The following is an 11919-nucleotide window of genomic DNA, read 5'->3' as shown; positions in this document are numbered from 1 at the left end:
GAGGATAGACGGGGCGACGCGACTTCGGCTGAAGTCCGGACATGATAGTGGCAAACGCGTTTATGGAAAACCCGCTTAACACACTTCTTACGTCCGGACGTGTCTCTCACGCATTGTTGAATTGTCTGATTGAGAACTGTTCTCATTTGTGGCACATTAGCCTTTCGATTAACTAACGATGAGGTTTCGGATGCTCAAGCTAATTGCGGTGATCGCGGCGATTGGTTTTTCGGGGGCGGCCTTCGCGAAGGCGGATTGCGTCGCGCATCCGAAAGACGAGTGGATGAAAGAGTCCGATGCGCGCGCGCAACTTGAAGGGCAGGGTTACAAGATCAAGAAGTTCAAAATCGACGGCAACTGCTATGAGATTTACGGCAGCAACAAGGAAGGCAAGAAGGTCGAAATCTACTTCGACACCAAAACGCTTGACGTCGTGAAGTCGGAAATCGATTGACGCTCGACTGAATCCCGCTTTTCCCTGTAAGCCCGCGATATGTCCGCGATGCCCGACGCCGCGCGAATCAGAATCTGGGACCGGTGGGTGCGCTTCACGCACTGGGTCATCGCGGCCATTGTGATCTGGGACCTGTTCGGCCCGACCGATCCGCTGCATCGCAAGCTCGGTTATGCGGCCGCCGCGCTGGTCGTGTTGCGTATCGTGTGGGGTTTTATCGGCACGCGCTACGCGCGTTTTTCCGCATGGTGGCCTACGTGTTCGTATCTGCGTGCGTATGGGCGTTCGCTTGCGTCAGGCAAGCCTTTACGTCATTTGTCGCATAACCCGTTTGGCGGTGTGATGGCGCTCGTGCTGTGGGCGCTTGTGCTCGCGCTGGCATTCAGCGGCTGGTTGATGCGCCTCGATGCGTTCTGGGGCGAAGACTGGCCTCAAGCGATTCACACTGCGCTCGCGATCGCCCTCGAAGTGTGCGTGTGTATTCATATCGCCGCGGCGATCGCGATGAGCGTCTGGACACGCGAAAATCTGATTGCCGCGATGGTCACCGGTTATAAGCGTCGCCATCCGCGGCATGCAGGGAACACGACGGAACGCGATCGATGCGATCGATGAGGTTCGCGTTCGCGTTGCGTCTACCGGTGCTGGTCGGCCGATCTGTTCCGGTCTTTGCAATATTGTCGGCGAGTCGTCACCGCGGCGCACGGCCGGGCGCGTAATCGCCGGAGCCGCCGTATCCGCTGGAGCCGCCGTATCCGCCGGCCGCATTGTTCGATTGCGTGGCGTTGATCGTCTGGATGCGTGCTTCCGTGGCTTGCAGCCGGTTCGGATAGGTCACCTTTTCGCCGAAGTAGCCGGCGGCCTGTAGCTGCGCAAGCTCGGCGCCGACCTGATAACGCGTGATGCCCGACGCTTGCGCGTCAGCGTTCACGGAAACACACGCGGCAACGATTGCGAGCGCGGAGGTGGACACAGCTGTGACGAGACGGATGTTCTTCATCAAATCTTCTCCTTTCCTCAAAGCGGTTGCGGATGCAACGATTGCGACGCCGGCTGGTTTTTTTCGGGTGCGGTGCGCGTTGCACTCGAATCGACAATAGCGCGGCTTCTTCCACAACACCTCAACAAACGAATGCTTCCCGTCGATTCGCACTCGCTTCGGGTATCGATCGTTGCGCGAACTGTCGTTGAATTTGATCTGGCGCAAACGGTTGTGACTGGTCGCTACCTTGTGCTTCATATCGTCAATGGCCTGCCGTAAACGGAGGGAACGGATTCATGCCGTCGTACGCGACCTTTCGCTGCGCTTTCCCGTCCTCGAGGATGTTCATGTTCAGAAATATCACGATCCGTATTCGTCTCGCGCTGGCGATGGGATTTCTTGGCTTGTTGATGATCGTCGGTGCCGTGTTGGGTGTCGTCGGCATTGCAATGAGCAACGACGATCAGAAGGAGCTCTATACGGATCAACTCGCGTCGGCGATCGCGCTCGGCAAATACGATTTCCATATCGCGCGTGGGCGTCTTGTGCTCGATCGCATCGGCGCTGCGCCCGATAGCCCCGATGTGCCGAATCTGCTGCAGCGCGCCCGTGAGCAATTCGACATTGCCGATAAGGCATGGCAGTCGTATCGTGCGCTGCCTGCCGGCGCGGACGAAACGCGCATCAGCGATGAAGTGGATGCGAAGCGGGCCGTCGCGATGTCCGGGCCGGTCCCGCAGGTCTATGCGGCAATCGGGCGCCGCGATACAGCAGCGCTGGGCGATCTGATTTCGCACAAGATGACCGCGCCGTTCAACGACATCACCGACCGCACCGCGCAACTCGAAGCGATGCAGGCGGAGCAGGCGCGTGCGCTTTACGATGCCGCGCAAAAGCGCTTCGATACGATTCTGGTGATTGCGGCCGCGGGCCTCGCGGTCGGTCTCGTAATGGCGGTGTTCGGGTGGTACACGCTGCAGAAGTCGATTGCCGGACCGCTCGACGATGCATTGCTTCACTTCCGTTCGATTGCCGATGGCGACCTGAGTCAACGCATCGGCGTGCGCTCGCGCGATGAAATGGGCCGCCTGATGGAAGGGCTGCAAGCGATGCAAATGCGGCTGACCGAGACCATCACCACGGTGCGCGATAGCGCGCAGTCGATTGCCACTGCGACGCGGCAAATCTCCGCCGGCAATATCGACCTGTCGCAACGCACCGAGGAGCAGGCCGCGTCGCTGGGCGAGACCGCGTCGAGCATGACCGAGCTGACGTCGACCGTGCGCCGCAACTCCGATAACGCGCGCCAGGCGACCAGTCTCGCGCGCGACGCGGCGAGCGTCGCGCAGACGGGGCACCAGGTGATTTCGCAGGTCGTGTCGACGATGGGCGAGATCAACGGCAGCTCGCAGCAGATTGCCGACATCATCGGCGTGATCGAGGGCATCGCGTTCCAGACCAATATCCTCGCGTTGAATGCGGCAGTCGAGGCCGCGCGCGCGGGTGAGGAAGGACGGGGCTTCGCGGTCGTCGCGGGCGAGGTCAGAACGCTCGCGCAACGCAGCGGGGCCGCGGCGAAGGAGATCAAGGCACTGATCGATAAATCGGTCGAACGGGTTGGCAACGGCACCGCGCTGGTCGACCGCGCGGGCAGCACGATGAACGAGATCAACGAGGCCGTCAGGCGCGTGACGGAGATTACCGTCGAGATTTCAGCGGCGTCGGAAGAGCAGAGCGACGGGATCGAACGGGTTACGCAGGCAGTGACCCAGATGGATTCGGTCACGCAGCAAAATGCCGCGCTGGTCGAGCAGGCTGCGGCGGCCGCGGCGTCGCTGCGCGAGCAGGCGGAGCGGATGAACGGCGTGGTCAGCGTGTTCAGGACCGCGTGATCGCGTGATGGCGTAATCGCGATGTCATGGCGAAACGAACATCACGCAATCGGCCTATCGCGACGCGCATATGCGCCCGTACGACACGATGCGGTACGACGCCCGCAAGTGAAAGAAGGGCTGTCGCCATTTGACTGGCAACAGCCCTTCGTAACCGCTGCGTAAAACAGGCGCGCTGTCCGCGCCGTTTCCGATTAACGTTCGGCTTCGGCGCTCATCGCGCGCTCGCCGATCGATTCGTGAATGCTCTCGAGATAGCGTTGCGCATCGAGTGCGGCCATACAGCCGGTGCCCGCGCTGGTGATCGCCTGGCGATAGATATGGTCCTGCACGTCGCCGGCGGCGAACACACCCGGCACGCTCGTCGCGGTCGCATTGCCCTGCAGCCCGCTCTTCGTGACGATATAGCCGTTCTTCATCTCGAGCTGGCCTTGGAAGATGTCCGTATTCGGCTTGTGGCCGATCGCGACGAACAGACCTTGCAGTTCGATATCGGTGGTCTCGCCGGTTTGCGCGTGTTTGATACGCACCGCGTTGACGCCGCCTTCATTGCCCTTCACTTCGTCGAGCACATGGTTCCATTTGATGTCGACGATGCCTTCCTTTTGCTTTTCGAGCAGGCGGTCGATCAGAATCGGCTCCGCGCGGAATTTGTCGCGGCGGTGGATAACTGTCACCTTCTTCGCGATGCCGGCCAGATATAGCGCTTCTTCGACCGCGGTATTGCCTCCGCCGACCACCGCAACGTGTTGCTGCTTGTAGAAGAACCCGTCGCAGGTCGCGCACGCGGACACGCCGCGGCCCATGAACAGTTCCTCGGAGGGCAGCCCGAGATACTGCGCGGACGCGCCGGTCGCGATAATCAGTGCGTCGCACGTGTATTCACCCGAATCGCCAATCAGGCGGATCGGTTTTTCGTCCAGCTTCGCAGTGTGGATATGGTCGAAGATGATTTCAGTCTTGAAGCGTTCCGCATGTTCGAGGAAACGCTGCATCAATTCAGGACCTTGCACGCCGTTCGGATCGGCGGGCCAGTTTTCGACGTCCGTGGTGGTCATCAGCTGCCCGCCTTGCGCGAGACCCGTGACGAGCACCGGCGACAGATTGGCTCGTGCCGCATAGACCGCCGCCGTGTAGCCGGCCGGGCCGGAACCGAGAATCAGGACCTTTGCGTGTTTTGTCGAGGTTGCTGGCATGATCGAAATCCGTAAAAAGCGTCCGGCTTGCGGTTGCAAAGCCGGTGCAGCCAATGTCCCACTGTAGATGGGAGTCAGACCGGCATTATAAAGGCGGCGACCTTTCGCCGCTTCATCAAGGTTTGCGATCGGACCGATAGGCGTGTGTGGTCGTTCGCGCCTGCCGGGCGGCCGCGCGCCGCACGCACCGGCACTGTCGCCACGGGTATCGACGCGGTGCCCGCCGTTTTGTCCATTGAACCGATTCGACCCGGCTACAGGTGTTGTCGGTTACCGTCATTTACAGCCTTGCGCGCAGCAGTGCGTTTACAATAGCCCTCGATCAACGACCGGCGCGCCGCGGAGCCCGCCGAACCGGCGCGGCCGTTGGCCCAGGCACCGGTCGCACACGCTAAGGATCAATGGCAAAAGCTACCTATTCCGCGAATGCGCAGGCATTGCCTCACCGGATGTCGCGCCTTTTCACCGAAATCCGCTGGATTCTGCAGGTCGCGCTCGGCGTTTTCCTGCTGATGGCCCTCGTCAGCTACAGCCGGCGCGATCCCAGCTGGACGCATGCGGCGCAGGTCGATCACATCGCGAACTGGGCCGGCCGCGTCGGCGCCTGGACTTCCGACATCCTGCTGCTGCTGTTCGGCCTCTCCGCTTACTGGTGGGTCGTGCTGATCGCGCGGCGTATTTCCGCGAACTATCGCCGCATCACGCAGCACGAAGAACCCGACGAAGACGCGCCGCGCGACCATACATGGCTCGCCGAAGCGGGCGCGTTCGTGCTCGTGCTGCTGTCGAGCAACGGTCTCGAAGCATTGCGCATGTGGTCGCTGAAAGTGCAACTGCCGCGCGCGCCGGGCGGTGTGGTCGGCGAGGCGGTCGCGCGCGCGGTGTCGCATGCGCTCGGCTTCACCGGCGGCACGCTCGCGTTGCTGCTCGCGCTCGCGATCGGGTTATCGGTGTATTTCCGCTTTTCGTGGCTGTCGGTGGCTGAACGCGTCGGCGAGTCGATCATTTCCGCGGTGACGCTCGCGAAGCTGCGCCGCGAAGCAGTGCGCGACCGCAAGGCCGGCGAAGCAGCGGCGGTCAAGCGCGAAGGAAAGGTCGAGCAAAGCCGCGTGAAGATCGAGGAGCACGAGCCGGTCACGATCGTGCCGCCGGTGATCACGCCGGAAAAATCGGTGCGTGTCGAAAAGGAACGGCAGGTGCCGCTCTTTACGGATTTGCCCGGCGATTCGACGCTGCCGCCAATCGCGCTGCTCGATCAGGCGTCCGCGACGCAGGAAACCATTTCCGCCGATACGCTCGAATTCACGTCGCGCCTGATCGAAAAGAAGCTGAAGGACTTCGGCGTCGATGTCAGCGTGGTCGCCGCGTATCCGGGGCCGGTCGTCACGCGCTATGAAATTGAACCGGCGACCGGCGTGAAGGGCAGTCAGATCGTCAACCTTGCGAAAGATCTCGCGCGTTCGCTGTCGCTGGTGTCGATTCGCGTCGTCGAGACGATTCCGGGCAAGAATTTCATGGCGCTCGAATTGCCGAACCAGCGCCGGCAGACCGTGCGTCTGTCCGAAATTCTCGGCTCGACCGTCTATGCGGATGCCGCGTCGCCGCTCACGATGGGCCTCGGCAAGGACATCGGCGGCAACCCGGTATGCGCGGACCTCGCGAAGATGCCGCACTTGCTGGTCGCGGGCACGACCGGTTCGGGCAAGTCGGTCGGCATCAACGCGATGATCCTGTCGCTGCTGTACAAGGCAAGCGCCGACCAGGTCCGCATGATCCTGATCGATCCGAAGATGCTCGAAATGAGCGTCTATGAGGGCATTCCGCATCTGCTGTGTCCCGTGGTCACCGATATGCGGCAGGCGGGCCACGCGCTCAACTGGACCGTCGCCGAGATGGAGCGCCGCTACAAGCTGATGAGCAAGCTTGGTGTGCGCAATCTGGCCGGCTACAACAACAAGATCGACGACGCGGCCAAGCGCGAAGAAAAGATTCCGAATCCGTTCAGCCTGACGCCGGACGAACCTGAACCGCTGTCGCGCTTGCCGCATATCGTCGTAGTGATCGACGAACTGGCCGATCTGATGATGGTGGTCGGCAAGAAGGTCGAAGAGCTGATCGCGCGCATCGCGCAGAAGGCGCGCGCGGCCGGCATTCACCTGATTCTCGCGACGCAGCGGCCGTCGGTTGATGTGATTACCGGGCTGATCAAGGCCAATGTGCCGACGCGGATGGCGTTCCAGGTGTCGTCGAAGATCGACTCGCGCACGATTCTCGACCAGCAGGGCGCCGAGTCGCTGCTCGGCATGGGCGATATGCTTTATCTGCCACCGGGCACCGGCTTGCCGATACGCGTGCACGGCGCGTTTGTATCCGATGACGAGGTGCATCGCGTCGTCGACAAGCTGAAAGAACAGGGCGAGCCGAACTATATCGAGGGCATTCTCGAAGGCGGCGTCGCAGGCGAAGGCGACGAAGGTTCGGCCGATGGCGCGGCGGGCGGCGCGGGTGGTGGTGAGGCAGACCCGCTTTACGATCAGGCGGTCGAAATCGTCATCAAGAATCGCCGTGCGTCGATTTCGCTGGTGCAGCGGCATTTGCGAATCGGCTACAACCGCGCGGCCCGGCTACTTGAACAGATGGAGCAATCGGGGCTCGTGTCGGCGATGTCGTCGAACGGCAACCGTGAAATTCTCGTGCCGGCGCGTGAGGCCGATTGAGCGCCACTGAGGTCCGAGCGACGCGCGAATAACGCCCGGGCAGCTCGCGGGTTGCTCCCGATTTTTGCCGGCCGAACCCCTGTTCGGCCCGCGCTTCCAGACTCATTCCACGGAGAGATCCATGCAGCACACCGTCGGCGGGCCGAACGCCCGCTTTGTTCACTTCCGCGACGTCGGCGGCCTGCTGCGCGCGCTTGCGTGCCGTGTATCCTGGCGCCGTCTCGCATCGGCCGGCATCGGCTGCATCGCGGCTTGCACGGCATTGCTGGTTGCGACGCCGTCGTTCGCAAGCGGCACTGACCAGTTAAGGCAATTCGTGTCGCAAGTGCATTCGGCGCGCGGCGAGTTCGTGCAGACCGAAATCCGCTCACCAAGCAAGGCGCAAAGCGCAAGCGACGCGCAGCCGACGCAGATGCCGAAGGGCAACACCGTATCGAGCGGCACGTTCTCATTCGCGCGGCCCGGCAAGTTCATCTGGCAATACCAGAAGCCCTACGAGCAGCTGCTGCAGGCCGATGGCGACAAGCTGTACGTATACGACAAGGACCTGAATCAGGTCACCGTGCGTGCGCTCGGCGGCGCGCTCGGCGCGAGTCCGGCGGCGATCCTGTTCGGTAGCAACGATCTCGAGCAGAACTTCACACTGAAGGATGCGGGCGTGAAGGCCGGTATCGACTGGCTCGAACTGACGCCGAAATCGAAAGATACGCAGTTCCAGCGTATCGGCATCGGTTTCCGCGACGGCAATCTGGAAGCGATGGAACTGCACGACGTATTCGGAAATGTGACTTTATTGAAGTTCTCGAATATCCAGAAGAATCCGTCGCTGCCCGCCGACGCGTTCAAATTCACGGTGCCCAAGGGCGCCGATGTGATCAACGGCTAATTGCCATTCAGCCGCTATTCAGCCTCAGCTGGCCGCGCCGCGCGATGCGTGCGCGGCTTTCATATCGTCGATAAACGCATCGACCACTTCAGTCCGGTGTTGCCGCGTGCGCGTCACCATCTGAAACGCGACCCGGTAGCGCATCTTCGCCGGGTTGAGCGCGGCGAGCATGCCCTCTTTCACATACGGTTCGGCGAAGTGCCCCGGCAGAAAGCCGAGGTGATGGCCCGACAGCACCAGCATCGCGACCGCTTCCATATTGTCGGCGACGGCCGTCACGTTATGCGGCAGCGCGGCCTCGGCCTCGGGCACCGGGTAGCTGCGTGACGCCCACGGATGCTGCGCGGCCTCTGCCGGTGCTATCCGGCCCGCGCGTGCGAACAGCGGATGACCTTTCGCGCAATAGGCGAACTGATCTTCGGTAAAGAGCTCGCGGTACTCGAGCGACGGCACGCGGTGCCAGAAGTAGCCGATGCCCACCTGAATGCGGTCGCGCAGCAACAGCTGCTCGAGTTCTCCCGGCGAGCGAATCAGAATCGCAAAGCGCACCGATTCGTCGCGCAAACGAAACCGCGCGATCGCGTCGCTGATGCGCGCGCTCGCGGACATCGGCGTGTGTCCGATCATGCCGATCGCGAGCGTGCCGACCAGTTTGCGACCGACACTGCGTGCCTGCGCGCTAAACGTATCGACCGCGGCGAGCAGCGTGCGCGCTGCGTCGGCGAACTGCTCGCCGCGCGCGCTCAGGTTGAAGCCGCTGCGGCCGCGTTCGCAAAGCCGGTAGCCGAGGCGCGTTTCGAGCGTCGCGAGTTGGGTGCTGATCGTCGATTGCCCGATGTTGAGCGTCGCTTGCGCCGACGACACGCCGCCAGCGTCGACGATCGCGAGGAATACGCGGATCAGTCGCAAATCGAGATCGGTCATCAGCGCGGCGGGGGCGGGCGGCGTCAGCATATGGCGCGATACATCGATGGCAATCGATGTGAACGTTTTTGAGATTGCATTTTATCTTGACGAACTGCGTACAAGAATAGGCAATCTCCCGGCCGTTTCCCGTCACGGCGAGCTGACGCGGTCCGGGCCCATTCACCGCCCTTCATTGGTGAACTACGATGAATAAGTCATCCTTCGTCTCCCCGGACCTGTCCGCCGAGCGCCCGCAGCCGCTGTCGGGCAATGCAATGCCCCGCTGCGGCGGCATCACGACGATGATGCGTTTGCCGAACGCCGGCTCTCCGAAGGGCCTGGACGCGTGCTTCGTCGGCGTGCCGTTCGATCTGGGCACGTCGAACCGCACCGGCGCGCGTTTCGGTCCGCGGCAGATCCGCAGCGAGTCGGTGCTGCTGCGGCCCTACAACATGGCGACGCGCGCCGCGCCGTTCGACTCGCTGCGCGTGGCGGACCTCGGGGATGTCGCGATCAATCCGTACAATCTGCACGATTCGATTGCGCGCATCGAAACTGCTTACGACGAGATACTCGAGCACGGCGCGAAGCCGATCACGCTGGGCGGCGACCATACGATCGCGCTGCCGATCCTGCGCGCGATCCATCGCCGGCACGGCAAGGTCGCGCTGATCCACGTCGACGCGCACGCGGACGTCAACGACACGATGATGGGCGAAAAGATCGCGCACGGCACGCCGTTCAGGCGTGCGGTGGAAGAGGGGCTGCTCGACTGCGAGCGGGTCGTGCAGATCGGTTTGCGCGGCACCGGCTACGCAGCGGAAGACTTCGACTGGTGCCGCGACCAGGGGTTCGAAGTCGTGCAGGCCGAGGCGTGCTGGAACCAGTCGCTTGCGCCGCTGATGGCGCGTGTGCGCGAACGGATCGGCGATACGCCGGTGTACATCACCTTCGATATCGACGGAATCGATCCGGCCTTTGCGCCCGGCACGGGCACGCCGGAGATCGCGGGGCTGACGGTGCCGCAAGCGCTGGAGATTATCCGGGGCGCACGCGGATTGAATGTGGTCGGCGCCGATCTCGTCGAAGTGGCGCCACCTTACGATCCGTTCGGCACGACCGCGCTGCTCGGCGCGAACCTCGCGTTCGAGCTGCTGTGCGTGCTGCCGGGCGTCGAGTACCGCGCTGCAAGAGGGCATTGATCGGACATCGACCGATCCGACGCCTGTTTGCATCACGTGCATGGGCAGTCCTGATATCGCGCATCGGCAAGCGCAGAGCTTGCGTGATGCGCGAAGTCGCGCATGACCCAAAAGAGAAAATTAATTCGGAAATATTTAATCTGCGGATATCTTATCCGGCGATACCCCGATGTTTCACGGCTCTTTTCAAATGTTTCACAACGGATTTATCGGCCAATGCTACCGGCCCGTATGAGATTTCGCGCGTAACCGGTAAGCGCCGCAAAAAGCGCGCCTCGTCGTGCCAATTCGCGCCGACAAAAAGATAAATAAGTAAAAGTATTAGAAAGTTATACAGATCTTCACGTCTACCGTCTGATCAATTAAACATATCTTTACTGGCCACCTTGCGTAGGTGCGAGATCCAGACCCCCTATCCGCCGGCGCGCTCCTTTGCGCGCCTTTTTGCGCGCCTGTTCTACGCCGCGGGGTATCTATCGGATGAAAGAAATGAGCCGTTCAAATAGTCAGCATTATCATCAGCTCGATGCGTTACGCGGCGTCGCGGCGCTGATGGTAGTGATTAGTCATTTTGTCCTGATCGGTCCTCTCGCGTGGATTCCCCGGTCGCCTTTACGTGTAGTCGCGCTCGGGCATGAAGCAGTTATTCTCTTTTTTATACTGAGTGGTTTCGTTTTGACATTGCAATTACGTTCAAGCCGCGGCATTTCATATAAGGATTTTCTGATCAAACGGATTTGCCGGATTTATTTGCCGTATCTGGTCGTGCTGGTCGCGACTTTCTGGATCGTCGATGCGATCGATGTGAAGCCGATACGATGGGCCGGAGACTGGGCCGACGGCGTGTGGAGCGGTCCGTTTACCGGCACCGAGATCGCCGACCATTTGCTGTTTATCGGGCGGTATAAAGCCGGGCAGATGATTCCGGTCATCTGGTCGCTGATTTACGAGTTGCGCATTTCCCTGGTGATGCCGCTGGTCGCTTATTGGGTCGCGCGCGTTTCGGGGCGCGCCGCGGTGAGTGCGGGCATCGGCATTTCGCTGTTGTCGTTTGTGCTGGTGCTGCTGGAAGGGGATGATCCGAATAGTGCGAATTTCGACGGCGACTGGGCGATGACGCTGCACTACCTCGGCATCTTTATCGTCGGCGCGGCGCTTGCGGTGCATCGTGCGGGGTGGCGCCAGTGGCTGATGAAGGACGGGCGGATGCGTATGGTCCTCGGCGCGTCCGCAGTGTTGTACTTCGTGTCGCGCTCGGTGTTGTCGCTGACGTCCGGCGCGGTCGGCCAGTTTCTGTTCGACTGGTTCGTGACCGCGGGTGCGGCGGGATTGATCTGCACGTCGCTTGTGTCGTCGACTTTTACCGCGGTGCTGGAGGCGAAGCCGATCGCATTTCTCGGGCAGATTTCATACAGCTTGTATCTGACGCACACGATCGTTCTGCTGACCGTGCTTCATCTGATGCCGTCCGAAAGTTCGATGTGGCGCACGATGCTGACCGCGGCCGCACTGGTTATTCCAGTGGCGACGCTGATGCACTATGTGGTCGAACGCCGCACGATCATGCTCGGTCAGTTTCTGACTGCGCGCCGTCCCTCCGACGCGGCGTCGCGCGCGAATCAGACGTATTGATCTGACGATGCGCGGCCGCGGCGGCGTTTGAGCGGCGGGGGCAAGCAGAGCG

10 protein-coding genes are annotated in these 11919 nt (G+C 61.7%); 7 read left to right on the top strand and 3 right to left on the bottom strand.

Going from position 1 to position 11919, the window contains the following annotated elements:
- Positions 1-190 precede the first annotated feature (190 nt).
- Both BX592_RS18630 and BX592_RS18625 read left to right on the top strand, forming a co-directional pair.
- A complete protein-coding gene (locus BX592_RS18630; RefSeq protein ID WP_134193274.1) occupies positions 191-454 on the top strand; it encodes a PepSY domain-containing protein in 264 nt (87 codons plus the stop codon).
- Positions 455-502: 48 nt separating this feature from the next.
- Positions 503-1069 carry a cytochrome b/b6 domain-containing protein gene (locus BX592_RS18625; protein WP_134193329.1) on the top strand — a complete coding sequence of 189 codons (567 nt, stop codon included), beginning with the start codon at positions 503-505 and terminating at the stop codon, positions 1067-1069.
- 76 nt (positions 1070-1145) lie between these two features.
- On the opposite strand, the gene BX592_RS33915 is transcribed toward BX592_RS18625, so the two are convergent.
- Entirely contained in the window at positions 1146-1454 is a 309-nt protein-coding gene (locus tag BX592_RS33915; RefSeq protein WP_166676395.1) for a DUF4148 domain-containing protein, read from the bottom strand.
- A gap of 329 nt (positions 1455-1783) precedes the next feature.
- Here BX592_RS33915 and BX592_RS34870 point away from each other — a divergent pair, with 329 nt between their 5' ends.
- Positions 1784-3328: a methyl-accepting chemotaxis protein gene (locus BX592_RS34870; RefSeq protein WP_134193272.1), complete on the top strand. Its 1545-nt coding sequence runs from the start codon at positions 1784-1786 to the stop codon at positions 3326-3328.
- A gap of 194 nt (positions 3329-3522) precedes the next feature.
- On the opposite strand, the gene trxB is transcribed toward BX592_RS34870, so the two are convergent.
- Positions 3523-4524 carry a thioredoxin-disulfide reductase gene (trxB, locus tag BX592_RS18610; RefSeq protein WP_134193271.1) on the bottom strand — a complete coding sequence of 334 codons (1002 nt, stop codon included), beginning with the start codon at positions 4522-4524 and terminating at the stop codon, positions 3523-3525.
- A gap of 401 nt (positions 4525-4925) precedes the next feature.
- Between trxB and BX592_RS18605 the strand changes: the two genes are divergently transcribed.
- A complete protein-coding gene (locus BX592_RS18605; protein ID WP_134193270.1) occupies positions 4926-7241 on the top strand; it encodes a DNA translocase FtsK in 2316 nt (771 codons plus the stop codon).
- A 121-nt stretch (positions 7242-7362) separates the two neighbouring features.
- Positions 7363-8127, top strand: a complete 765-nt coding sequence (lolA, locus tag BX592_RS18600; protein ID WP_134193269.1) for an outer membrane lipoprotein chaperone LolA — start codon at positions 7363-7365, stop codon at positions 8125-8127.
- A 24-nt stretch (positions 8128-8151) separates the two neighbouring features.
- Here the strand turns inward: lolA and BX592_RS18595 are convergent, their stop codons facing one another.
- Positions 8152-9081, bottom strand: a complete 930-nt coding sequence (locus BX592_RS18595; RefSeq protein WP_243849609.1) for a LysR family transcriptional regulator — start codon at positions 9079-9081, stop codon at positions 8152-8154.
- Positions 9082-9239: 158 nt separating this feature from the next.
- Here BX592_RS18595 and speB point away from each other — a divergent pair, with 158 nt between their 5' ends.
- Both speB and BX592_RS18585 read left to right on the top strand, forming a co-directional pair.
- A complete protein-coding gene (speB, locus tag BX592_RS18590; RefSeq protein ID WP_134193268.1) occupies positions 9240-10235 on the top strand; it encodes an agmatinase in 996 nt (331 codons plus the stop codon).
- Between the two features lie 480 nt (positions 10236-10715).
- Positions 10716-11867 (top strand): acyltransferase family protein, encoded by a 1152-nt coding sequence (locus BX592_RS18585; RefSeq protein WP_134193267.1) that lies wholly within the window; start codon positions 10716-10718, stop codon positions 11865-11867.
- Positions 11868-11919: the final 52 nt, after the last annotated feature.

This window comes from Paraburkholderia rhizosphaerae, from assembly GCF_004366595.1.
GTDB lineage: Bacteria > Pseudomonadota > Gammaproteobacteria > Burkholderiales > Burkholderiaceae > Paraburkholderia > Paraburkholderia rhizosphaerae.
The sequence above is the reverse complement of the archived record's forward strand: the minus strand, read 5'-3'. Positions and strand labels throughout refer to the sequence as shown.

What these genes read in the sequence shown, in the direction of transcription:
- BX592_RS18605 (WP_134193270.1), top strand. Translation starts at nt 4,926, where the DNA reads ATGGCAAAAGCTACCTATTCCGCGAATGCGCAGGCATTGCCTCACCGG.
- BX592_RS34870 (WP_134193272.1), top strand. Translation starts at nt 1,784, where the DNA reads ATGTTCAGAAATATCACGATCCGTATTCGTCTCGCGCTGGCGATGGGA.
- BX592_RS18595 (WP_243849609.1), bottom strand. Translation starts at nt 9,081, where the DNA reads ATGCTGACGCCGCCCGCCCCCGCCGCGCTGATGACCGATCTCGATTTG.
- BX592_RS18625 (WP_134193329.1), top strand. Translation starts at nt 503, where the DNA reads ATGCCCGACGCCGCGCGAATCAGAATCTGGGACCGGTGGGTGCGCTTC.
- BX592_RS33915 (WP_166676395.1), bottom strand. Translation starts at nt 1,454, where the DNA reads ATGAAGAACATCCGTCTCGTCACAGCTGTGTCCACCTCCGCGCTCGCA.
- BX592_RS18585 (WP_134193267.1), top strand. Translation starts at nt 10,716, where the DNA reads ATGAAAGAAATGAGCCGTTCAAATAGTCAGCATTATCATCAGCTCGAT.
- speB (WP_134193268.1), top strand. Translation starts at nt 9,240, where the DNA reads ATGAATAAGTCATCCTTCGTCTCCCCGGACCTGTCCGCCGAGCGCCCG.
- lolA (WP_134193269.1), top strand. Translation starts at nt 7,363, where the DNA reads ATGCAGCACACCGTCGGCGGGCCGAACGCCCGCTTTGTTCACTTCCGC.
- BX592_RS18630 (WP_134193274.1), top strand. Translation starts at nt 191, where the DNA reads ATGCTCAAGCTAATTGCGGTGATCGCGGCGATTGGTTTTTCGGGGGCG.
- trxB (WP_134193271.1), bottom strand. Translation starts at nt 4,524, where the DNA reads ATGCCAGCAACCTCGACAAAACACGCAAAGGTCCTGATTCTCGGTTCC.